Raw genomic sequence first — 23477 nt, 5'->3', positions numbered from 1 at the left:
GGGACATCAGGCCATCGTCTGCCAACATTGATCGCGCTGATAGCAGCCGATGGACCTCGGCAAGCCCGCCATCAATGCCCACAACCGACGCCTGGACGCGCACCGTCCACCCAGGATGGACACTCACCAAAGCGCGATGTCGTAGGTCAGGTACACACGGTTGCTATCGCGACCTCGGGCGAAGTCGGAACGATAGACATAGTTTCGCAACCTCACCCCCAGGCCTTTGAGCGGGCCACCCTGGACCACGTAGGCCAGCTCGGCGTCACGCTCCCATTCCTTGATACCCGCCTCCCCGGCGCGACCGTTGTCGCCGCTGAGGTAACGCGTCATGAAGGTCAGCCCGGGCACCCCTGCGGCGGCGAAGTTGTAGGCATAGCTGGCCATCCAGGTTTTTTCCTGCTCCTCGATGAACTTGCCGATACCGACGTTGCTGAACGAATACACCGTTGCGCCGCTGATATAGGGCAGCCCCGCCTCGCCATCAAGCACCTGGTAGCCGGCACCGACCGTATGCCCGGAATGCGCATACGCCAGTTGCCCGCTGTACAGGTCGTTGTCGATGGCGCCGCCATGGGCGGCACCGCTGTCGCGGCTTCTGAAGTAGCGCAGGTCGGTGGTCAGCACCCCGCCGGCCAGCGACAGGTCATGCACCAGGCCGGCGAAGTCCTGGCGATAGAAGCCGTCGAGCTGGGCGTGGAAGTAGCTCAGGCGCAGCGGCTTGCCCACCGCATAATCGGCACCGACGTAGGAGAAATCACCGGACGCGTTGCCGCTGTAGCCATCCAGGTACAAGCCGGTGCTGTCCGAGGAGTCGCGCAACTTGAACTTGTCCAGGTGACCGGCGGTGAGGCTCAACCCATCGATGTCGGTGCTGGTCAGCTGCGTGCCCTGGTAAGTCTGTGGCAACAACCGCGCGTCGTTGTAGACCAGCACCGGGGTCTTGGGCAGCAAGGTGCCGTGCTTGATCACGGTCTGGCCCAGGCGCGCCTTGGCGGTCAGGCCGGCGCTGCTGAATTCGTCCGCGGCCCGACCGTCGTCGTGCACCGGCAACAGGCCGCTGCCGCTGCGACCGCGTCCGGAGTCCAACCGCACGCCCACCAGGGCCAGGGCATCGAGCCCAACGCCCAAGGTGCCTTGGGTGAACCCGGACTGGTAGTCGAGCAAAAAGCCCTGTGCCCACTCGGTCCGCTCATGCTTGGCGGAGGCCGCCGCGCGTAGGGACAGGCCCTGCTCGTCACGGAAGTTCTCGTTGAAATAGACGTTGCGCAGCTGCAGCTTGAGCTTGCCGTCGTCGACGAATCCGCCAGCGCCGGCAACGGGCAACCAGCCGCAGAGCAGGCCACAGGTGGCCCCACGGGAAACACTTCGGAACATGATCGGTACTCTGTTGTTGTTCTTGGATGAGCGGTGGGTGGGCGCCGCGCGGCGCCCGGTGATTCACACGAAGAAAGACAAGGCACCTGTGAGCAGCGCCAGCGCGGTGATCACCAGCGAGGTAAGCACCGCCCACTTGACGGTGGCTTTCTGGAAGTCGCCGATATCGCGGTCGACCATCCCCACCAGCAACAGGGTCGAGGCTACCAACGGGCTCATCAGGTGCACCGGCTGCCCCAGTACCGAGGCCCGGGCGATTTCCACCGGGTCGATGCCATAGGCCGCGGCCGCGTTGGCCAGAATCGGCACCACCCCGAAGTAGTAGGCGTCATTGGACAGTACGAAGGTCAGCGGCATGCTGGTCAGCGCCACCACCAGCGGGAACCAGTGGCTCCAGGCGTCGGGGATCCAGTCCACCAAGGTCTGGGCGAGGGCGTCGACCATTTTGGTGCCGGAGAAGATGCCGGCGAATATGCCGGCGGCGAACACCAGCAGCACGACGGTCATGGCATTGCCCGAATGGGCGAGAATGCGCTCCTTCTGCAGCTCCAGTTGCGGATAGTTGATCATCAACGCGGCGACGAAACCGATCATGAACAGCAGCGCGGAATGCATCACGCCCATCACCAGCGCGGTCATCACGGCGATCACCAGCATCAGGTTCACATAGGCCAGGCGCGGACGCTTGTGTGGGTTGTCGCCTAGGATCTCCTTGATGTAGCAATTGCCGCCCCCTGACGCCAGGGTGACATTGCCGATGCGCCGACGCTCGGCGCGCCCCAACAGATAGGCGGTGAACACCACCCAGGCCGCGCCGCCGATCACGGTGGGCAGCATCGGGATGAAGTATTCGGTCGCATCCAGGCCAAGGGCGGCGATCGCGCGGGTGGCAGGCCCGCCCCAGGGGCTCATGCCGCTCATGATACTCAGCGATAGCATCGACACCGTGGCCAAAATCATCGGGTTCATGCCGATGCGTTTGTACAGCGGCAGCATCGCCGCGCAGGTGATCATGTAGGTGGTGGTGCCGTCGCCGTCGAGGGCAACCAGCAACGACAGCAGCGCGGTGCCTATGGCGATCTTGATCGGATCGCCGTTCACCCGCTTGAGAATCTTGCGGATCAAAGGATCGAACAGGCCGGCATCGATCATCAGGCCGAAGAACAGGATGGCGAACAGCAGCAACGCCGCCGAGGGTGCCACCATCTTCAGGCCATCGAGCATCATCTTGCCGAGCTCGGGAGCGAAACCGCCGATCACGGCAAAAACGATGGGTACCACTGTGAGCGCGACGATCGGCGACAGGCGTTTGCTCATGATCAGGTAGGTGAACGTCACCACCATGATCAGGCCCAGGAGTGCGAGCATGGTTTTTTCTCTTGTTTTTATTCTGTGTTTGGCCGCCCGACGCGCAGGCGGCCCCCTGCCCCACCCGGCATCGCAGGGATGCTGGGGGGAAGTCTACTGCAACATGGGAGCGATAACCGGTTGTCAGCCGTGCCGGGGAGGCTGCGCGGACCACTCGGGGTGAGCGTCGACGGCTTCGTCGGCCGCCGATGGCGCGCCGTCGAGGCGGCGCAGCAAGGTTTCGCGATCGCAGGCATGCTCCGACAGCGAGATGACCACGGTGGCCACGGCGTTGCTGGCCAGGCTGGTCAGGGCCCGCGCCTCGGACATGAAGCGATCGATACCGATCAACAAGGCAAGCCCGGCCAGCGGTATGTCGTGGATGACCGTGAGGGTCGAGGCCAACGCCACGAAGCCGCTGCCGGTCACGCCGGCGGCCCCCTTGGACGACAGCAGCATGATTGCCAGCATGGTTACCGTCTGCCCGAGGGTCAGGTCGATGTTGCAGGCCTGCGCGATGAACACGGCCGCCAGCGACAGGTAGATGGCGGTGCCATCGAGGTTGAAGGAATACCCGGTTGGCAGCACCAGCCCTACCACGCCTTTGCGACAACCGAGCCGCTCGAGCTTTTCGAGCATGCGCGGCAGCACCGGCTCGGTGGACGAGGTACCCAGCACCACCAGAAATTCTTCGCGGAAATAGCGCAGCAGCTTCCACAGGCTGAAGCCATGGGCGCGACAGATGCCGCCCAGCACAACCAGGACGAAGAAGGCACAAGCGATGTACAGCGTGCCCACCAGCTTGGCCAGGGCGCCGAGGGAGGTGACGCCGTATTGCCCGACGGTGAAGGCCAGCGCACCGAACGCACCGACCGGGGCGAAACGCATCAGGTAACCGAAGATACGGAACACCATGATCGAGACCGACTCCAGCACCGCAAGGACGGGCCGGCCTTTCTCGCCCATGGACGACAGGGCGAAGCCGCTGAGTACGGCGATGAACAGCACCGGCAGCACCTCACCCTTGTTGAAGGCACCGATGAATGTCTCCGGAATGATGTGCATGAAGAAGTCGACCACGCCCAGTTTCGCCGCCGAGGCGGCGTATTGGCCCAGGCCCTCTGTACTCAGGGTGGCAGGATCGATGTTCATGCCGGCGCCGGGCCGGAACAGGTACACCGCCGCCAGGCCGATCACCAGGCTGATCACGGTCAGCAGCAGGAACAACAGCAAGGTCTTGCTCATCAGGCGCCCCAGGGAGCGCTTGTCGGTCATGCCGGCTATGCCGGTGACGATGGTGCAGAACACCACTGGCGCGATCATCATCTTGATCAACTTGATGAAGGCGTCGCCCAGGGGTTTGAGGGCAACGGCCTGTTGCGCCCAGAAGTGGCCGACCACCACGCCCAGCAGGACGGCGCAGAGGATCTGGAAATACAGGGATCTGGCAAGTTTCATGAGGCATCACCCATTGTTGAAATTGTGCGGATGCGCTTGTTGCTGAAGCCACGCTGATGGTGGCGGCGGCCTGGGGCTATCCCGCCAGCCTGCGCGAGGACGGGGCGTAGACGAACCCTGAGAAGAGCCGACGGGCGGTACGCACCACCGATGCCTGCAGGGTCTTGCCATCGACGCCGCTGCGCGACAGCGCCACGTCGATGCCACCACTGGGATGTTCGATGTGCACCTGCTCCAAGTGTTGTGCCCCCTCGCCGAGCAGGTCGCCGACCACCGTACCGGCGCTGACGCAAGCCGTGGCCAACCCGACGGCGCCGGTGATCGCCAGGGCCCGGTGGCAATTGTGCGGCATGAAATAGCGCACCTGCACCGTACCGTCATGCCGAGGTGGCGCGACCAGCACCGGCTTGGGGATCACCATGCCGCTGACATCACCCAGGCCCATGGCCTTGCCAGCCTTCAGGCGCAAGGCTTCCAGGCGCTGCAGCAAGGCATTGTCGGCATCCAGCTCGGCCGGGGTTTCCGAGCCGGTCACGCCCAGTTGCCGGGCGTCGACGATCATCATGGGCATCGCCATGTCGATGCAGGTGACCGGCACGCCGTCGATCACATCCTGAGGTTTGCCGGTAGGGAACAGCTTGCCGGTCTTGCTGCCCACTGCATCGAGGAACGTCAGGTGAACCGGGGCCGCTGTGCCAGGGACGCCGTCGATCGCCGTGCGCCCTTCGTAGCGCACGATGCCACCAGGCGTTTGCACCAGTGAATCGACGAAGGTTCCGGTATTGAGGTTGCGGATGCGCACCAGGGTCTTGCCGTCGTTGGCCTTGACCAGCCCTTGCTCGATGGCGAACGGCCCGACGGCGCACAGCATGTTGCCGCAGTTGGGCGCGGTGTCGACGCGCCGCTGGGCGACCATCACCTGGACGAACAGGTAGTCGACATCGGCATCGGCGTGCAACGACGGGCTGATGATCGCCACTTTGCTGGTCTGCGGGCTGCCGCCACCGATGCCGTCGATTTCCAGCTCGTGCCCGGAGCCCATCAGGTTGATCAGCAACTCGTCGCGCTCGACCACGTTTGCAGGCAGGTCCCAGGCGTGGAAGAACGGCCCTTTGGAGGTACCGCCGCGCATGAGTACGCAAGGAATTCGTTGCATGATTTCGCACTCTTGTTGATCAATGGACATCATTGATGTTGTGAGCAAAAGAGTGACAGGGATGGATAAATCAATCCAATGCAAATATCGTAGTCATTATTGCGATACAAGCATCAATAATCGAACGGCCCACTGAGCGATGCCTGATGGAATATGAACTGCAAGATATAAGATCTTTCGTGAAAATCGCCGAACTTGGCAGCTTTCACGAAGCTGCAGAAGCGCTGCACTTGTCCCAACCCGCCCTGAGCCGACGAATCAAGAAGCTCGAGGAAGGGCTCGGTACTTCGTTACTCGAACGCACTACGCGCCGGGTCAGCCTGACGAGCGTGGGTCGGGATTTCCTGCCCAAGGCCAGGCGCCTGCTGGATGATTTCGAGGATTCGATCCTGAGCATCCGCGAACTGGCCGAGCGCCAGACGGGGCAGGTCACCCTCGCTTGCATTCCCACGGCAGCGTTCTACTTTCTGCCCTCGGTGATCCGCGACTACAACGCGCAGTACCCGAAGATCCGCATCCGCCTGCTGGACCTCAGTGCCAACGATGGGCTGGAAGCCGTACTGCGCGCAGAGGCCGATTTTGGCATCAACATGATGAGTGGCCAGCATCCGGACATCGAGTTCGTCTCGCTGGTACAGGAGCATTTTGTGCTCGCTTGCCGCCGGGACCACCCGTTGGCCAAGCGCGAGTCGGTGACCTGGGCCGAACTGGCCGACTACCGCTTGATCGGAGTCGGTCGCCTGAGCGGCAACCGGATGTTGCTCGATCATGCGCTGGCCGGCCTGAACCTTCGTCCTCAATGGTTCTACGAGGTCCAGCACCTGTCGACCTCGCTGGGCATGGTCGAGGCCGGGCTTGGGGTCTCGGCCATGCCTAGCCTGGCCATGCCCAGCGCCGACCATCCGACGTTGGTCAGCGTGCCGCTGGGCGAGCCGCAGGTCAGCCGCACGCTGGGCTTGGTGTTTCGTCGCGGTGCGTCGCTGTCGCCGGCGGCCGAAAAGTTCGTATCGATCCTGTTGCAGCAATGGCCCAATCGCTGACCCCTGGGCCGATGGCATGCCGGATCCGCGCAAAGTTCATCAGCACCTGCGCCGCGGAGTGCTAACGTATGCGGCTATTGACCGCCCTTGAAATCCAGGGCGCTCTGTTCACTTGTCCCTGCGGAGTTTTCCTTGGCCTCGCCTGCTCATGAACGTTCGCTCGATGGGTTGAATTTTTTCCTGGCCGATGTCCGTGATGGGCTTGGCCCCTACCTGGCGATCTACCTGCTGGCGGTGCACCATTGGGAGCCCGGCAGCATCGGCTTGGTCATGACCTTGGCCAGCGTCACGGCATTGCTGACCCAGACGCCAGCTGGCGCGCTGATCGACAGGACCACGGCCAAGCGCGCCGTGATGGCCATCGCCGCGCTGCTGGTGACCGGCAGTTGCCTGGTGCTGCCCTGGGTCACCAGCGTCGCGCTGGTGACGTTGACCCAAGCCATCAGCGCGCTCGCCGGTTCCGTGTTCGCGCCGGCCATCGCTGCCATTTCACTGGGCCTGGCCGGGCCCCGGGCATTCACCCGGCGCATGGGTCGCAACGAAACCTTCAACCATGCCGGCAATGCCTGCTCGGCGGTGCTCGCCGGCGGGCTGGCCTACCTGTTCGGACCGGTGGCGGTGTTCTACCTGATGGCGGCGATGACTGTGGCCAGCCTGATCGCCATCAGCCGAGTGCCGGCGACAGCCATCGACCATGACCTCGCGCGCGGCCTTGACCCGCGGCCGCCGGGCCAGCACGCCCACCCCGCCGGACTTGCCGTACTGTTGCACAATCGCCCCTTGCTGCTGTTCGCCGTGTGCTGCGCGCTGTTCCATCTGGCCAACGCGGCAATGCTTCCGCTGGTGGGCCAGAAGCTGGCTCAGGCCAACCTGCAGTTGGCCACGCCGCTGACCTCGGCGTGCATCGTCGCGGCGCAGCTGGTGATGGTGCCCATGGCGCTGCTGGCCGGCGCCAGGGCCGACCGCTGGGGACGCAAGCCGCTGTTGCTCGCCGGCTTTCTGATCCTGCCGCTGCGTGGCGTGCTTTACGTGATGTCGGACGATCCGTTCTGGCTGGTGGCCGTGCAATTGCTCGATGGCATCGGCGCCGGACTGTTCGGGGCATTGTTCCCGGTAGTGGTCAAGGACCTCACCCAAGGCAGCGGGCGCTTCAATGTCAGCCTTGGCGCATTGTCCACGGCCTTCGGCCTGGGCGCAGCGCTAAGTCCCGGTGTCGCGGGGCTGGTGGTACAGTCCGCAGGCTACGACGCGGCATTCCTGACATTGGCGGGCATCGCGACTGCAGCGTTGCTTCTGCTTTGGCTGGCCATGCCGGAGACCCGCCGACCTGCCAGCGATACCAACGCCGAGCAAGCCCCTCTCCTTCACTCCCCTTCCGGAAACTGAGTCCTCGCATGCCTGTCGCTGAGTCATCCCTGATCATCTGGTCGGTTGCGGCCGCGGCCACCGCCCTGGTCATCCTTCGGCCGGGACGCGTGCCCGAATATGTCTGGGCGATGGGCGCCGCCTTAGGGCTGACGGCCTGCGGCCTGATCCCATGGCGCCTGGCCTTGGCGGCAATCGCCGAAGGAGGCGATGTCTACCTGTTCCTAACCGGCATGATGGTGCTGGCCGAGCTGGCTCGCCAGGAAGGCTTGTTCGACTGGCTGGCCAGGTACGCGGTGCAGCATGCCAGGGGCTCGGGCCAACGCCTGTTCGACCTGGTATTCCTGGTCGGTACACTGGTCACCGTGTTCCTGTCCAATGACGCCACCGCTGTGGTGCTGACACCGGCCGTGTATGCGGCGTGCAAGGCGGCCAAGGCCGAGCCGCTGCCCTACCTGTTCATCTGCGCCTTCATCGCCAATGCCGCCAGCTTCGTGCTGCCCATCTCCAACCCGGCCAACCTGGTAGTCTTCGGCAGCCAGATGCCACCGCTGCTGGAATGGCTGCGCCAGTTCACCCTGCCCTCGCTGGGCGCCATCGCCATGACCTACCTGGTGCTGCGCCTGACCCAGCGCAAGCGCATCCGTCAGCCGCTGGCCGTGGCCATCGAGATGCGCCCCCTGTCGGCCGGCGCCCGGCTTTGCGCGCTGGGCCTGATGTTCACCGGCACCCTGCTGCTGACGGTATCGGCACTGGACGTGCCGCTGGGGCTGCCGACATTTTGCGCAGGCATGGCCACCACCGGGTTGATTCACCTGCGTCAGCGGCGCAACCCGGCGCCGTTGCTGCGTCACGTGGCCTGGGGGGTCCTGCCCTTGGTCGCAGGATTGTTCGTGCTGGTGGAAGCCGTGGCCCACACCGGCGTGATCGACCGTCTTGCCCAATCGTTGGCCGCCCTGGCGCAACAGTCGGCAGGCACGGCAAGCTGGACGGCGGGCGTGACTGCGGCCGTGGCCAGCAACCTGATGAACAATCTGCCCACCGGCCTGATCGCCGGTTCCATCGGCCACCTCGTCGAACTGCCCCGGCAGACCACCGCCGCCTTGCTTATCGGCGTCGACCTGGGACCGAACCTGTCGATCACCGGCTCCCTGGCCACGCTGCTGTGGCTGGTGGCGATCCGCCGCGAGGGCGAGCATGTCGGCGCATTGAGTTTCTTGCGTCTGGGCGTGCTGGTAATGCCCCCGGCACTGCTGGCGGCACTGTTGCTGCTGGCCGTCTGAACCCGGCCTTCAGAACACCACCGAACGCCGCTGCTCCGCTGTCGCCACCACCCTGCCGCGCTTGAGCACCATCAGCCGCGCGGGCAGGTCGAGGATCACGTCGCTGACACGGTGGGTGTCCATCAGCACCAGGTCCGCGTCGTTGCCCACCGCCAAGCCATGGCTCTGCAAACCCAGGGCCTTGGCCGGGTTGCTGGTGAGCATCGGCAGCACCGTGGCCTGGTCGTCCGCCCCGCCCAGGTGACAGGCGGGGATGGCCAGCTGCGCAATATGCAGCAGGTCGCCGGTGCCGTAGGGAGTGAAGGCATTGCGGATGTTGTTGGTGGCCAGGCACACGTTCACTCCGCCATCGCGCAAGGCTCGCACCGGGGTCAGGGTGCGCCGCACATTGTGGCTGTCGCCACGGGCGCCCAGGTGCAGGTCGGTGGCCGGCAAGCACATCACGCTGATGTCGGCTTCGCGCAGCAGCGCGATGATACGCGACTGGCGCGCTGGTTCGACGGCCGCCAGGCTGGTCAGGTGGCCGACGCTGACGCGCCCTTGGTAGCCTGCTGCGAGGGTCCGGCGGGCCACGTATTCGATGGTCATGTGCTCGGCGTCGTCGGCGAAGTCCTGGTGCAGGTCGATGTCCTTGCCATAGCGCTGGGCCAGGTCGAAGACGAAATCAATGTGCTCGTGGGGCGATACGTCGTTGTAGGGAATGCCGCCGACCACATCGGCGCCCTTCTCCATCGCCTCGACCATCATCGCTTTCATGCCGGGCACCTTGAGGATGCCTTCCTGGGGAAAGGCGACCACCTGGATATCGATGACATCGCGTAATGTTTCCCGTAGCTCCAGTACCACATCCAGGCCCGTGAAACCCTGGGCGGGGTCGAACTCGGCGTGGGCACGGACATGGGTGGTGCCGGCCTGCACCAGCGCGCGCAACACCTGCGTCGAGCGCTCGCGGATGTCTTCGCGGGTGAGCGTGGGCTTGAGCTCGGCGGTGACGGCGATCGCTTCCTTCAAGGTGCCGGAGCGGTTGGCCTTGCGCTGCATGACGTTGGCTTTTTCCAGGTGCAGGTGGCCTTCGACGAAGCCCGGGATCAGGACATTGCCGTTGCCTTGGATTTCCTGGGTTGCCGTTGCGGTGATCGTTTGGGCGATTTCAGTGATCTTGCCGTTGCGCACGGCCACATCCATCAAGGGTTTTGCATCATCGATGCGGATATTTCTGAAGATCAGGTCCATGCCGTCGTTTCTCGTAACTCAGTCATTACGGTCGACACCCTGTGGTGGATGGCACCGGCCTTGCCGGTGTTCGCGGGGCAAGCCCGCTCCTACAGGGGGCCAATATCGTCTGTGGAAATGGCCCGGCCACCCTGTGGCAGCCGGGCCATTTCCCTATGAGCGAATCAGAACGGCTTGGTCGGCAGATACTTGCCATCCAGGGTGATCACAGCGCGCGAACCCCCTTCCGGATCGTCGACCTTCTTCACGTCCAGCTTGAAGTTGATGGCGCTGATGATGCCGTCGCCGAACTTCTCATGGACCAGTGCCTTGAGGGTGGTGCCATACACTTGCAGCATCTCGTAGAAGCGGTAGATGGTCGGGTCGGTCGGCACGCCGCCGGGGATGCTGCCGCGCAGTGGCACGGTCTGCAGCAGGGCGATGCCGTCGGCGTCCAGGCCCAGTTTGTCGCCCACCACCTGGGCGGCGCTGGCCGGCAGCGGGTGCTGGCCCAGCAGCGCGGCGGTGACGAAGGCTTCGGACAGGCCGGTGCCGTCGGTGATCTGGGCGAACGACAGGTCCTTGCGGGCCTTGGCCAGGAGGATGACTTCGCTCAGGGCAAGGCGGGCATTCTGGCTGATTTGCGACTGGATCATGAGGTGTCTCCTTGGGTTGAAAAACGGGTTCAGGCAACGTGCCGGGAAGCGTGGGAAACCGCGCGGACTTCTGGGTTGTCCGCCAGGGATACGAACTGGCCGGTGCGCCCGTCGAAGGCGTCGATGCGACCGCTCTCGATGTCGTAGATCCAGCCGTGCAGGGCCACGCGGCCCTCTTCCAGGGCCAGGCGCACCGAGGGGTGGGTCTGGATGTTGGCCAACTGGGCGATCACGTTCTCGCGCACCATGGCCTCGACCTTGGCGTGGGGGTTTTGATGCTGGCGGGCTTCATTCACCACCCGGGCCGAGTCGGCGTAGCGCAGCCAGCCGGCCACGGCGGGCATATGGTCCAGGCACTTGCAGGTGGCGATGGCGGTCATGGCGCCACAGTCGGAATGGCCACAGATGACGATATCGGCCACTTGCAGGGCGGCGACGGCGTATTCGACCGAGGCCGACACCCCGCCGGGTTCAGGGCCGTAGGACGGCACGATGTTGCCGGCGTTGCGGATGACGAACAGGTCACCGGGTTCACGCTGGGTGACCAGCTCGGGCACCAGGCGGCTGTCGGAGCAGGAGATGAACAGCGCCCGTGGGCTTTGCTGGGTTGCCAGGTCCTTGAACAGCTTGACCCGCTCGGGGAAGGCGTCGCGCTGGAACTTCAGGAAGCCGTCGATGATGTCTTGCATGGCTGATGCCTCAGTGTCGCGGTGTGTGAGGCAAAGGTTAGGCGGTGCGTTACATAAGGTAAAAGTCTCATTTATGATGAACCGCATCAGATTATCTTATGGAGAGAAGCATGCTCGCCCGGCATATCCAGTACTTTCTCGCGGTCGCCCAACACCATAGCTTCACTCGGGCGGCGGCAGCCCTGCACGTCTCCCAGCCCGCGCTTTCGCAGCAGGTCAGGCAACTGGAGGAAAGCCTGGGGGCGCAGTTGTTCGATCGCTCGGGGCGCACGACACGGCTGACCGATGCTGGCGAGGTGTATCTGCGCTATGCGAAACGGGCGTCGCAGGAACTGCAGGAGGCCAGGCGCGCGATCCATGACGTGGGCGACCTCAGCCGAGGCTCATTGCGGGTGGCGGTGACGCCCACCTTTACCAGCTACCTGGTCGGCCCCCTGGTCGAGGCCTTTCATGGCCGGTACCCCAACATCACCCTGAACCTGAGCGAAATCGCCCAGGAGCGTATGGAACAGATGCTGCAGTTGGATGAACTGGATGTCGGTATCGCCTTCGATGAACGCCATGCCCAGGACATCGACACCTACCCCTTACTGGTCGAGACCCTGGCGCTGGTGGTCGGCAGCCAACACCCGCTGGCCCAGGCAAGTGCCATCGGACCACAGGCGCTGAATGACGAATCGATGATCCTGCTCAGTGCCGAGTTTGCCACCCGTGAGCAGATCGAGCGCTACTGCAGGCGGCATGGTATCCGCCCGCAGGTAATGATGGAGGCCAACGCCATCGGCGCGGTCATCGAAGTGGTGCGCAGGACAACGCTGTCGACACTGCTCCCGGCCAACATCGTCCTGGCGCATGACGACCTGGCCGCCATCGCCCTGGACCCCTTGCGCCTGCAACGCACGGCCGTGCTGATGCAGCGCAGGGGTGTCTACCAGACGGCGGCGGCGCGGGCCTTCCTGGCGCTGGCCAAGGAGGTGGCCGCGCAACTGGAGCACGGCTGAGGCTCAGCTCAACTGTGCAATCAGCACCGCGTTGGTGTAGATCAGGCTGCCATCGCTGGCCCGATGCCCGACCAAGTGAAACTGGCCACGTTCGTCGTTGCTCAGGTAGACGCGCAGGCGGCAGTCGGACAGCGGACCGTAGCCTTCGGGCAAGACCAGGTTCAACGTGTCCATGTCGACATCAACCATCGCTTCGGGCTCGTGGCTCTGTTGTAGACGCTCCTCGGCCTGCTCCAGCGCCGTGTGGGTCGGGCCCTGGATGTCGAAGTGGATGTCACCCACCGGGGAAGATCGGCGGTCGCCGTCACTTTTGCACCAGCCTTCGATTGTCAGGGTACTCATGGCGAGTCCTCGTTTGGACACTGTCGAAAGGGTTGACTGCGCCGCGTTCCGAATCGTTCCAACAGGTGACACGGCGTGCTCAAGCGCCCTTTGCCAATGCCCGCTCCATCTCCCCGGCCTGCAGCCGAAGCGCTTGGCAGAATGGCTCCAGCACCGCCGACGCCGGGCGCAGCTCTGGTCGGATCAGCATTACCTGATACGGTACCGAGAGACTCAAACGGCGCATGGGCAGCCCACCCTGCCCTGCCTCCAACCCGCTCAGCGGGTTGATGATCGCCACGCCCAGCCCTTGCCGGACCATGGCGCATACCGAGGCGGCGCTGGTGGTTTCGATCACCGTGCGCCTGTTTACTCCAGCCTCGCGGAAGTGACGGTCCAGCTGTTGCCGATAGCTGTCCAGGCTGGCCAGATTGATGAAGTCGACCTCATGGAAGTCGTGCAACTCAAGCATCGGCTTGGCGAGCAACGGATGATGCTCGGGCAACACGCAGACCATGTCGGCGCTGAATAGCAGTTCCCCGACCGCCCCCCTGGGCACCTGCCCGGTTTCGGTCAAGCCGAGGTCGTGCTGCTGGGCCACCAGCGACTCCTCCAGCAGCGGCGACTCCTGGGCGGTGATACTCACGCTGACGCCCGGATGCTGCTGGTGGAACGCCTTGCAGGCCTTGGGCAGCAGGGTTTGCGAGAACAGCGGCAGGCAGGTGATGGCCAGCCGGCCCTGCTCGAAATTACGGATGGCCTGGGCGAAGCGGTCGATGCGTTCGAGGCCGACGAAGGCGCGCTCGACTTCCTCAATTAACAACAAGGCCTGGGCCGTGGGCACCAGGCGCCCACCTTCGCGTTCGAACAGGTTCAGGCCGGTAACCTGTTCCATGCGCGCCAGCTCGCGGCTGACGGTGGGCTGAGAGGAGAACAGCAGCCGGGCGGCACCGGTGACGCTGCCGGCGGCCATGATGGCGCGGAACACTTCGATGTGGCGGATGGTGAGTTTCATGGGGGCATGCAACACCTGAACGTTTGGCAGGGACCTGTAGGAGCGGGCTTGTCCCGCGAACACCGGCAACGCGGTGGATGGCACCGGCTTTGCCGGTGTTCGCGGGACAAGCCCGCTCCTACAGCCGCGAAGGTATATCAGATACGGATGACCTTCTGAAAATTAGCTATTTTTATGAATCATCCAACTCACTCAAGATCGGTGTATCCATTACAAGGAACACCACCATGACCACCACCCTCCTGGCCCAGGCCGTTCGCCAGTACGGCTCCCCACTGTGGGCCTACGACGCCCAGACCATCCACCAGCGCATCGACCAGCTGCAGCAGCACTTCGACACGGTCCGCTTCGCGCAGAAGGCCAACCCCAACCTGCACGTCCTGCGCCTGATGCGCGAACGTGGCCTGGTTCTGGATGCTGTGTCGCTGGGTGAGATAGAGCGGGCCTTCGCGGCTGGGGCAACGGTGGACGGCGAGCCGGCCGGCGTGGTGCTGACCTGCGACGTGCTGGACCAGCCGACCCTGGCCCGAGTGGTAGAGACGAAGATCGAAGTGAACGCCGGTTCCATCGACATGCTCCGTCAGCTGGGCGAGCACTCCCGTGGGCACCGGGTCTGGTTGCGCATCAACCCCGGTTTCGGCCACGGCCACAGCCGCAAGACCAACACCGGTGGCGAGAACAGCAAGCACGGCATCTGGCACGAACAACTGCCCGAGGCGCTGGCCTGCGTGAAGCAGCACGGATTGCACCTGGTGGGCGTGCACATGCACATCGGCTCGGGGGTGGACTACGCGCACCTGGAACAGGTGGCCGGCGCCATGGTCGGGCTGATCGGCAAGCTGGGCATGGATATCGAGGCCTTCTCCATCGGTGGCGGGCTGTCCACGCCGTACCGCAGTGACGACCAGCCGGTGGACCTGCAACGCTACGCCCGCACCTGGGCGGTGGCACGGGCGGAGATCGAAGCCATGCTCGGCCACCCCGTGCGCATGGAGATCGAACCGGGCCGCTTCCTGGTGGCGGAGTCGGGTTGCCTGGTGACCGAGGTGCGCGCCGTCAAGCAGATGGGCAACCGGCACTACATCCTGGTCGATGCCGGCTTCAACGACCTGATGCGCCCGGCGATGTACGGTGCCTACCACCGCATGAGCCTGTTCGATGCGGTAGGCCGGCCAGTGAGCCGCCCGCTGCAGCCGACCGTGGTGGCCGGGCCGCTGTGCGAGTCGGGTGATGTGTTCACCCAGAACGACGAGGAACTGACCCCGCAGCAACTGCCCCAGGCCAAGGTGGGCGATCTGCTGGTGATTCACGATGCGGGGGCTTACGGGGCTTCGATGTCGTCGAACTACAACAGCCGTCCCCTGCTGCCTGAGTTTCTGATTGAACAGGGCAACCTGCGCATGATCCGTCGGCGCCAGACCGTGCAGGAGCTTCTGGCCCTGGAACTGGGTGTTTAACGCCCAGCTCTACCTGTGGGAGCGGGCTTGCCCCGCGATGCGATGTATGGCGCCGCCTTCGCCGGTGGTCGCGGGGCAAGCCCGCTCCTACAGGGTCGGCGTCACCAACCGATACCCCACCCCCGCCTCGGTAACGATGAACCGCGGCGCCGTGGGGTCGTCCCCCAACTTCTGCCGCAGGTGCCCCACCACGATGCGCAGGTAGTGGGTGTCGTCCACATGAGTCGGCCCCCAGATGTCCTTCAGCAGTTGCTGCTGGGTGATCACCCGCCCCGGGTGCCCGGCCAGCTGCGCCAGCAGCGCGTACTCCTTGCGCGTCAGCGCCACCTCGACGCCCTCAAGCGTCACCTTGCGAAAGGCGAAGTCCACCACCAGCGGCCCGAAGCTCGCCGCCGACGACACGGTGCCCACCTGGGGCGCCTGGCGCAGCAACGCCCGCACCCGTGCGAGAAATTCCTGGATGCCGAACGGCTTGGTCACGTAGTCGTTGGCCCCGCCATCCAGCGCATCGACCTTCTGCACCTCGCTGGCGCGCACCGACAGCACCATTACCGGTACCGCGCTCCATTCACGCAGCTCGCGCAGCACCTGCTGGCCGTCCATGTCTGGCAGGCCCAGGTCGAGCACCACCAGGTCGGGCTTGTTCAGCGCGGCCTGGGCCAGGCCCTCGCTGCCGGTGGCGGCTTCGAGCACCTTGTAGCCCTGGGACGCCAGGCTGATGCGCAGGAACTTGCGGATCTGTGGCTCGTCGTCGATAACCAGCAGGGTGGCGGCTTGGCTCATGGGGCTTCACTTTCAGTATCGGGTTGGGTCGGCAGCGGCAAGCATAGAGTGATGCAAGTGCCGTGGCCATCGATGCCATCATCGACCAGGATGCGCCCGCCATGGGCGCCGATCATGCCCTGGCAGATCGCCAGGCCCAGGCCGGTGCCCTGTCCGCCTCGGTCACCGCGGGCCGCGGTGTAGAACATGTCGAAGATCTTCTCGCGCTCGTCCGGAGGAATGCCGGGGCCTTCGTCGGCGACGGCGAAGCACAGCTGTTCGTCGCGCACCGAAACCTGCAACTCCAGGCGGCCCTGCGGCGGGGAGAAACGGGCGGCGTTCTCCAGCACGTTGATCAGCGCCTGCTCGATCAACGCCGCGTGCACGAACAGCAGCGGCAGCTCGGGCGGCACTTCGGTGTGCACGCGCAGGGGCGCCAGCACCACGCGCAGGCGATTGAGGGCACTGCCGACGATGTCGGCCGGGGCCACCCAGTCGCGGACCAGCTTGAGGGTGCCGTGGCCCAGGCGGGTCATGTCCAGCAGGTTCTGGATATAGCGGTCCAGGCGCTCGGCTTCGTTGCGGGTGCCTTCGAGCAGTTCGCGGCGATCATCCGGGGGAATCGCGTCGCCCAGGGCCAGCAGGCTGTCGATGCTGCCGCGCATGGACGTCAGCGGTGTGCGCAGGTCGTGGGATACCGAGGCGAGCAAGGCGCTGCGCAGCTGCTCGGTTTCGCCGTGCAGGCGCGCGGCTTCCAGTTGCTCGCCAAGGCGTGCGCGGGCCAGGGCCTGGGCCAGGGGTTGTGCCAGGGCCTTCAGCAGACGGCGGCGCTGGGCACTCAGCGGCTCGCCATCGCGGGGACGAATGCCGAGCAGCGCCAGGGGTTGCTCTTCCACGGCCAACGGCCACCACCACCAACGACCGTGAGGCAAGGTGTCGCTGCCAAAGCCTGCGGCCTGGCCATGCTGCCAGGCCCATTCGGCGGCGGCGCGCTCGTTGTCGGTAAAGGCATGGTTGCCGCCGCTGGCGACCTGCAGCAAGCCATCGGCGCTGCGTTCGAGCAGGCACACCTGCACGTCCTGCCAGCCATCCATATGCTGGCCGGCGGCGCTGAACACGGCCTGGCGGTCGGTGGCCACGGTCAGGCGGCGCGACAGGTCGAGCAGCTGGTTGGTCTGCGCCTGGGTCTCGCGCAGGGCCTGCAGCTGGCGGCGCTGGCGGGCGGCAAGATTGCCGGTGAGCGCGGCCATCAGCAGGAAGAACACCAGGGTCAGCACATCCTCTTCGCGCTGGATGGCAAAGGAGAAGTTCGGCGGAATGAACAGGAAGTCGTAGGTCAGGAACGACAACGCCGCGCAGGCCAGCGCCGGGCCCAGGCTGCTGCGCACCGCCACCAGCAGCACGGCGGCGAGGAACACCAGGGAGATGTTGGGCAGCGCCAGCATGCTCGACACGGCCCAGGCCAGGCCGGTGGCCAGCACCGTGGCGAACAGCGCCAGCAGGTAATGACGCCATACCCACACGCGCTTGACTGCCGCCCGCGCCGGTTGCGGCTGGGCGTCGCGGTCGAGGACGTTGATCTCAAGGCCGTGGCTTTCGCGCAACAGGCGCGCGGCAACGCCGGCGCCGAAGAAGCGCCGGCGCAGCAGGTCGCGGGACTGGCCCACCAGCACCAGGCTGGCGCGGCGCTCGGCGGCGTGCTGGATCAGCGTGCGGGCCACCTCGCCAGCGCGCAGCAGCACCACTTCGCCGCCCAGGCGCTCGGCCAGTTGCTGGGCGGCCTGCAGGCGATGGCGAGCAGTCTCGTCGCGCAGGCGGCCGTTGTCGACATGCACCACGCTCCACGGCAGGTGGCGCCGCTGGGCCACGCGGCAGGCATGGCGCACCAGACGCTCGGCCTGGTCATCGCCGTCGATGCCCACCAGCAGGCGACCACGCAGGGCCGGCGCTTCCTGGCCACGCTGGCGGTAGCCGCTGGCCAGGTCCGCATCGACCTGGGCGGCGGCGGTCTGCATGGCCAGCTCGCGCAGGGCGGTGAGGTTGGTCTGGGAGAAATAGGCCTCGATGGCCGCCCGTGCCTGCTCGGGCACGTAGACCTTGCCCTCGCGCAGGCGCTCGAGCAGTTCACGGGGCGGCAGATCGATCAACACCAGCTCGAAAGCTTCCTGCAGCACCCAGTCGGGCAGGGTCTCGCGCACCTGCACGCCGGTGATGTCGCGGACCTTGTCGTTGAGGCTTTCCAGGTGCTGGACGTTGACCGTGGTGTATACGTCGATGCCGGCGGCGAGCAGTTCCTGCACGTCCTGCCAGCGCTTGGCGTGACGGCTGCCGGGGGCGTTGGTGTGGGCCAGTTCGTCGACCAGCACCAAGGGGGGCGCGGCCTTGAGCAGGCCGTCGAGGTCCATTTCCTCGAGCATCACGCCGCGGTATTCGCTGCGCAGCAGGGGTTGCTGGGTCAGGCCGCCGAGCAGGGCCTCGGTCTCGGCGCGACCGTGGGTCTCGACCACGCCGGCCACCACGCGCACCCCCTGGCGTTGCTGGGCGTGGGCGGCCTGCAGCATGGAAAAGGTCTTGCCGACCCCGGGCGCGGCGCCGAGAAATACCTTGAGCCTGCCCCGGCCTTCCCGGGGCAGGCCCGCCAACAGCGCGTCGGCGCGGGCGGAGTCACTCATGTTTTATCCTTTTTTGCCTCATTACGCGGTCGATGTAGGAGCGGCCTCGTGCCGCGATAGGGCTGCATAGCAGCCCCAGGTGATCTGCGGTGAGGCAACAATCGCTGGGGCCGCTGCGCGGCCCTTTCGCGGCACGAGGCCGCTCCTACAGGGGTGTCAGTGCACGGCCACAGGCGCCAGCCGCTCAAGCGCCTGGTTCAGCGCCAGCACATTGACCACGGGTGGCCCGACCAGTGGACGCAGGGTGGCCTCATTCACCAGCGCTTGCAAGCGTTCCACCGGCACCTGCCGCGCCGCCGCCACACGCGGCAACTGATAGGCGACCGCCGCGGGCGGCAGGTGCGGGTCCAGCCCGCTGCCCGAGGTGGTCAGCAGCGCTTGAGGCACCGGCCCCTGCTGCCCCTGGTACTGCGCAGCGGCATCAGTCTTCACGCGCTCGGCCAGCGCCGGATTGCTCGGCGCCAGGTTGCTCGCGCCACTGGCCACGGTGGCATAGGCACCCGCCGAAGGCCGCGACTGGAACCAGGCGTCACCCTTGAACTCCTGGGCGATCAGCGCCGAGCCACGCACCTCGCCGCGGTCATCGCGCACCAGGCTGCCGTTGGCCTGCTTGGGGAAGGCGACCTGGGCAATACCGGTCACCGCCAGGGGATACAGCGCGCCGGTGATCACGGTCATCAGCAGGACCAGGCTCAGGGCCGGGCGTACATAAGCAGTCATGTCAGTCTCCTCAGACCAGGTGCAGCGCAGTAAGCAGCATGTCGATCAGCTTGATCCCGGCGAACGGCACGATGATGCCCCCCACGCCGTAGATCAGCAGGTTGCGCCGCAGCAGGTGGGCGGCGCTGGCGGCCTGCACCCGCACCCCGCGCAGGGCCAGGGGGATCAGCACGATGATGATCAGCGCGTTGAACACGATGGCCGAAAGGATCGCGCTCTGCGGGCTGGCCAGGTGCATCAGGTTGAGCACGCCCAGTTGCGGGTAGATGGCGGCGAACAGCGCCGGCAGGATGGCGAAGTACTTGGCCACGTCGTTGGCGATGGAGAAGGTGGTCAGCGCGCCACGGGTGACCAGCAGCTCCTTGCCCACCTGCACCACGTCCAGCAGCTTGGTCGGGTCGCTGTCCAGGTCGACCATGTTGGCGGCCTCTCGGGCGGCCTGGGTGCCGTCATTCATGGCCATGCCCACATCGGCCTGGGCCAGGGCCGGGGCGTCGTTGGCGCCGTCGCCGCACATGGCCACCAGGCGGCCGTCATTCTGCTCCTGGCGAATGCGCGCCAGCTTCTTTTCCGGGGTGGCTTCGGCAAGCACGTCGTCCACGCCGGCCTCGGCGGCGATGGCGGCGGCGGTCAGCGGGTTGTCGCCGGTGACCATCACGGTGCGGATACCGAGCTTGCGCAGTTCGGCGAAGCGCTCGCGGATACCGGGCTTGACCACGTCCTTGAGATGGATCACGCCGAGCAGGTGCGTGTCGACGCACACCAACAGCGGAGTGCCGCCGCTCTGGGCGATGCGCTCCACTTCACGGGCCAGGGCGGCGGGCAGCTCCAGGCGTTGCAAGCCACAGAAGGCCAGCACCGCGTCGACGGCGCCCTTGCGGTAGCGGCGCTGCTGGAAATCGATGCCCGACAGGCGGGTCTCGGCGCTGAAGGCGATGGCTGTGTACTGCTCGACCGAAGGCTCGGCGAAGTCATGCAGCTGGCGCAGGTACTCGACGATCGACTTGCCCTCGGCGGTATCGTCGGCCAGCGAGGCGAGCAAGGCGCCCTCCCCCAGCTCCTTGGCGGTCACCCCGGAGGCGGCGTGCAGGGCGCTGCAACGACGGTTGCCGAAGGTGATGGTGCCGGTCTTGTCGAGCATCAGGGTGTGCACGTCGCCGGCTGCTTCCACCGCACGGCCGGAGCGGGCGATCACGTTCAGGCGCACCAGGCGGTCCATGCCGGCGATGCCGATGGCCGACAGCAGGCCGCCGATGGTGGTGGGGATCAAGGTCACCAGCAGCGCAGCGAGGAAGATCAGCGGCAGCTCGCCACCAGCGAAGCGGGCGAACGGCTGCAGGGTCACCACCACGATCAGGAAGATCAGGGTCAGGCCGATCAGCAGGATGTCCAGGGCGATCTCGTTGGGGGTCTTCTGGCGCTTGGCGCCTTCGACCAGAGCGATCATGCGGTCCAGGGTCGACTCGCCCGGATTGCTGGTGATGCGGATCAGCAGCCAGTCGGAGACCAGGCGGGTGTTGCCGGTGACCGCCGAGCGGTCGCCGCCGGACTCGCGGATCACCGGGGCGGACTCGCCGGTGATCGCCGACTCGTTGACCGCGGCGATGCCTTCGAGCACCTCGCCGTCGCCGGGGATCATCTCGCCGGCCACGACGCGCACCACATCGTCCTTGCGCAGCTGGGTGGCAGCGACGCTCTCGAAACTGCCGTCGCTCTTGCGGCGCTTGGCGGTCAGGCCTTGGCTACCGGCCTTGAGGCTGTCGGCGCGGGCCTTGCCGCGGCCCTCGGCCAGGGCTTCGGCGAAGTTGGCGAACAGCACGGTGAACCACAGCCATACGGCGATCTGCACCGCCACGCCGGTGCTCACGCCGCTGCCGGGCACCAAGCACAGCACGGTGGTGAGCACGGCGGTGAGGGCCACCACCAGCATCACCGGGGCGCGCCTGAGCTGGCGCGGGTCGAGCTTGACGAAAGCCTGGACCAGCGCCGGGCGCCACAACGCGCTGAAGCGGGTCTGGTCCTTGGCGCCTTGACGCGCCTTCACTTCGGGAATGGGCATGTTCATTGTGTATTCCTCAGAAACCCAGGCTCAGGTGTTCGGCGATCGGCCCCAGGGCCAGGGTCGGCAGGAAGGTCAGGCCACCGACCAGCAGGATGGTCACCAGCAGCAGCGTGGTGAACAGCGGGCCGTGGGTGGGGAAGCTGTTGATGCCTTGCGGCGCGCTCTTCTTCGCCGCCAGGCTGCCGGCCAGGGCCAGCACCGGCAGGATGTAGCCGAAGCGGCCGATCAGCATGGCCAGGCCGATCATCACGTTGTGGAACACCGTGTTGGCGCCGAAACCGGCGAAGGCCGAGCCGTTGTTGGCGGTGCCGGAGGTGTAGGCGTACAGCAGTTGGCTGAAACCGTGGGCGCCGGGGTTGGTCACCGCGCCGGCCGGCCCGGGCAGGCTGGCGGCGATGGCGCCGAGGATCAGCACGCCCACCGGCATCACCAGCAGGCTCGCCACCAGCAGTTGCACTTCACGGGCCTGCAGCTTCTTGCCCAGGTATTCCGGGGTGCGGCCGATCATCAGGCCGGCCAGGAATACCGCGATCAACACGAACAGCAGCATGCCGTAGAGGCCGGCGCCAACGCCGCCGAAGATCACTTCGCCAAGCATCATGTTGACCATCGCCACCATGCCGGTAATCGGGTTGAGGCTGTCGTGCATGGCGTTGACCGAGCCGTTGGAGGCGGAGGTGGTGGTCACCGTCCACAATACCGAGCCGGTGGTGCCGAAGCGGCTCTCCTTACCTTCCAGCGGCGCGCTCTGTTGCACCTGGGCATTTTCCAGGGCCGGGTTGGGCTGATGCTCCGACCACAGCGCGGTACTGCCGCCGATCAGGAACAGCGCCAGCATGCAGGCGATGATCGCGCGGCTCTGGCGCAGGTCCTTGACGTAATGGCCGAAGGTGAACACCAGGGCCACCGGGATCAGGATGATCGAAGCCACCTCGAACAGGTTGCTCCAGGCCGTGGGGTTCTCGAACGGGTGCGCCGAGTTGACGCCGAAGAAGCCGCCGCCGTTGGTGCCCAGCTGCTTGATGGCGATCTGGCTGGCGGCCGGGCCCAGCGGAATGGTCTGGTCGGTGCCTTGCAGGGTCACGGCGTGGACGTAGTCGGCGAAGGTCTGTGGCACGCCCTGCCACACCAGCAGCAGCGCCAGCAGCAGGCACAGCGGCAGCAGGCCGTAGAGGGTGGCGCGGGTCAGGTCGACCCAGAAGTTGCCCAGGGTGCTGGCCGAGCGACGGGCGATACCCCGGCACAGGGCGACCAGCACGGCAAGGCCGGTGGCAGCGCTGACGAAGTTCTGCACGGTCAGGCCGATCATCTGGCTCAGGTAGCTGACCGAGGCTTCACCGCTGTAGGCCTGCCAGTTGGTGTTGGTCATGAAGCTGACAGCGGTGTTGAACGCCAGCGACCATTCCTGGCCCGGCAGGTGCTGCGGGTTGAGCGGCAGGCTGCCCTGCAGTTGCAGGACGCCGAACACCATCAGAAAGCCGACCAGGTTGAAGGCCAGCAGGGCCAGGGTGTACTGCTTCCAGCTCTGCTCCTGGTCGGCGCGCACGCCGGCCACGCGGTAGCAGCCCTGCTCCACCGGGCCGAGGATCGGCGTCAGCCAGGTGCGCTGGCCTTCCATCACCTTGTAGTAGAAACACCCGAGCCAGGGCGCCGGCAGCAGCACGATGGCGAAGAACGCCAGCAGCAGCAGGTAATCGTAACTGTGCATGGTCGCCCCTTAGCCGCGATCGGCGCGCAGCAGCGCCACCAGCAGGTAAACCGCCAACGCCACTGCAAGAAGCAGTGACAGCCCGTCGAGCATGTACATGAGTGAATCTCCCCTGATTGCGGCGTGAGGGCCGCTTTGGAGAAATTGTCCGAGGGAGGGGCGTAAAGGGGCGAGAT

Annotated in this window: 20 protein-coding genes; 5 read left to right on the top strand and 15 right to left on the bottom strand. The window is 65.8% G+C overall.

Annotated elements, in window-relative coordinates; translation table 11 throughout:
* Nucleotides 1–123: 123 nt before the first annotated feature.
* From VUG52_RS09225 to VUG52_RS09210, 4 genes are all read right to left on the bottom strand, one after another.
* A complete protein-coding gene (locus VUG52_RS09225) occupies nt 124–1377 on the bottom strand; it encodes an OprD family porin (protein ID WP_331832776.1) in 1254 nt (417 codons plus the stop codon).
* A gap of 63 nt (nt 1378–1440) precedes the next feature.
* Nucleotides 1441–2745 (bottom strand): CitMHS family transporter, encoded by a 1305-nt coding sequence (locus tag VUG52_RS09220; RefSeq protein ID WP_050704953.1) that lies wholly within the window; start codon nt 2743–2745, stop codon nt 1441–1443.
* A gap of 123 nt (nt 2746–2868) precedes the next feature.
* Nucleotides 2869–4182: a C4-dicarboxylate transporter DctA gene (gene dctA / locus VUG52_RS09215; RefSeq protein ID WP_028690501.1), complete on the bottom strand. Its 1314-nt coding sequence runs from the start codon at nt 4180–4182 to the stop codon at nt 2869–2871.
* Nucleotides 4183–4258: 76 nt separating this feature from the next.
* Nucleotides 4259–5338, bottom strand: coding sequence for a 4-oxalomesaconate tautomerase (locus tag VUG52_RS09210; RefSeq protein WP_052896410.1), 1080 nt, complete (start codon nt 5336–5338; stop codon nt 4259–4261).
* Nucleotides 5339–5484: 146 nt separating this feature from the next.
* On the opposite strand from VUG52_RS09210, the gene VUG52_RS09205 reads away from it, so the two are divergent.
* From VUG52_RS09205 to VUG52_RS09195, 3 genes are all read left to right on the top strand, one after another.
* A complete protein-coding gene (locus VUG52_RS09205) occupies nt 5485–6378 on the top strand; it encodes a LysR family transcriptional regulator (protein ID WP_028690499.1) in 894 nt (297 codons plus the stop codon).
* 132 nt (nt 6379–6510) lie between these two features.
* Nucleotides 6511–7764 (top strand): MFS transporter, encoded by a 1254-nt coding sequence (locus VUG52_RS09200; RefSeq protein WP_331832772.1) that lies wholly within the window; start codon nt 6511–6513, stop codon nt 7762–7764.
* An 8-nt stretch (nt 7765–7772) separates the two neighbouring features.
* Nucleotides 7773–9026 carry an arsenic transporter gene (locus VUG52_RS09195; protein WP_050704950.1) on the top strand — a complete coding sequence of 418 codons (1254 nt, stop codon included), beginning with the start codon at nt 7773–7775 and terminating at the stop codon, nt 9024–9026.
* A 9-nt stretch (nt 9027–9035) separates the two neighbouring features.
* Here VUG52_RS09195 and VUG52_RS09190 read toward each other — a convergent pair whose 3' ends face one another.
* The 3 genes from VUG52_RS09190 to VUG52_RS09180 form a co-directional block, all read right to left on the bottom strand.
* Nucleotides 9036–10259: an amidohydrolase family protein gene (locus VUG52_RS09190; RefSeq protein ID WP_262974364.1), complete on the bottom strand. Its 1224-nt coding sequence runs from the start codon at nt 10257–10259 to the stop codon at nt 9036–9038.
* Between the two features lie 164 nt (nt 10260–10423).
* Nucleotides 10424–10894, bottom strand: a complete 471-nt coding sequence (cynS, locus tag VUG52_RS09185) for a cyanase (protein ID WP_050704948.1) — start codon at nt 10892–10894, stop codon at nt 10424–10426.
* Between the two features lie 29 nt (nt 10895–10923).
* Nucleotides 10924–11583 carry a carbonic anhydrase gene (locus VUG52_RS09180; protein ID WP_028690494.1) on the bottom strand — a complete coding sequence of 220 codons (660 nt, stop codon included), beginning with the start codon at nt 11581–11583 and terminating at the stop codon, nt 10924–10926.
* Between the two features lie 110 nt (nt 11584–11693).
* Between VUG52_RS09180 and cynR the strand changes: the two genes are divergently transcribed.
* Nucleotides 11694–12584, top strand: a complete 891-nt coding sequence (gene cynR, locus VUG52_RS09175) for a transcriptional regulator CynR (RefSeq protein WP_331832770.1) — start codon at nt 11694–11696, stop codon at nt 12582–12584.
* Between the two features lie 3 nt (nt 12585–12587).
* Here the strand turns inward: cynR and VUG52_RS09170 are convergent, their stop codons facing one another.
* Nucleotides 12588–12926: a hypothetical protein gene (locus tag VUG52_RS09170; protein ID WP_050704946.1), complete on the bottom strand. Its 339-nt coding sequence runs from the start codon at nt 12924–12926 to the stop codon at nt 12588–12590.
* A gap of 79 nt (nt 12927–13005) precedes the next feature.
* Nucleotides 13006–13920, bottom strand: coding sequence for a LysR family transcriptional regulator (locus VUG52_RS09165; RefSeq protein WP_331832768.1), 915 nt, complete (start codon nt 13918–13920; stop codon nt 13006–13008).
* A gap of 227 nt (nt 13921–14147) precedes the next feature.
* Here VUG52_RS09165 and lysA point away from each other — a divergent pair, with 227 nt between their 5' ends.
* Entirely contained in the window at nt 14148–15377 is a 1230-nt protein-coding gene (gene lysA / locus VUG52_RS09160) for a diaminopimelate decarboxylase (RefSeq protein ID WP_050704944.1), read from the top strand.
* Nucleotides 15378–15464: 87 nt separating this feature from the next.
* Here the strand turns inward: lysA and VUG52_RS09155 are convergent, their stop codons facing one another.
* The 6 genes from VUG52_RS09155 to kdpF form a co-directional block, all read right to left on the bottom strand.
* The gene (locus tag VUG52_RS09155) at nt 15465–16160 is read right to left on the bottom strand and encodes a response regulator (RefSeq protein ID WP_050704943.1); all 696 of its coding nucleotides are present in this window, start codon (nt 16158–16160) and stop codon (nt 15465–15467) included.
* Entirely contained in the window at nt 16157–18811 is a 2655-nt protein-coding gene (locus VUG52_RS09150) for a sensor histidine kinase KdpD (protein ID WP_331832767.1), read from the bottom strand. The genes VUG52_RS09155 and VUG52_RS09150 overlap by 4 nt, the downstream gene beginning before the upstream one ends.
* 156 nt (nt 18812–18967) lie before the next feature.
* Complete coding sequence (kdpC, locus tag VUG52_RS09145) at nt 18968–19531, bottom strand: potassium-transporting ATPase subunit KdpC (RefSeq protein WP_331832765.1); 564 nt, start codon at nt 19529–19531, stop codon at nt 18968–18970.
* 10 nt (nt 19532–19541) lie between these two features.
* Nucleotides 19542–21596: a potassium-transporting ATPase subunit KdpB gene (gene kdpB, locus VUG52_RS09140; RefSeq protein ID WP_050704940.1), complete on the bottom strand. Its 2055-nt coding sequence runs from the start codon at nt 21594–21596 to the stop codon at nt 19542–19544.
* Between the two features lie 10 nt (nt 21597–21606).
* Complete coding sequence (gene kdpA / locus VUG52_RS09135) at nt 21607–23301, bottom strand: potassium-transporting ATPase subunit KdpA (protein ID WP_331832764.1); 1695 nt, start codon at nt 23299–23301, stop codon at nt 21607–21609.
* 9 nt (nt 23302–23310) lie between these two features.
* Nucleotides 23311–23400 carry a K(+)-transporting ATPase subunit F gene (kdpF, locus tag VUG52_RS09130; protein WP_011534724.1) on the bottom strand — a complete coding sequence of 30 codons (90 nt, stop codon included), beginning with the start codon at nt 23398–23400 and terminating at the stop codon, nt 23311–23313.
* Between the last annotated feature and the right edge of the window lie 77 nt (nt 23401–23477).

Source organism: Pseudomonas sp. LH21 (genome assembly GCF_036549575.1).
Lineage (GTDB): Bacteria > Pseudomonadota > Gammaproteobacteria > Pseudomonadales > Pseudomonadaceae > Aquipseudomonas > Aquipseudomonas peradeniyensis.
This window is presented reverse-complemented; position numbering and strand designations above follow the sequence as displayed.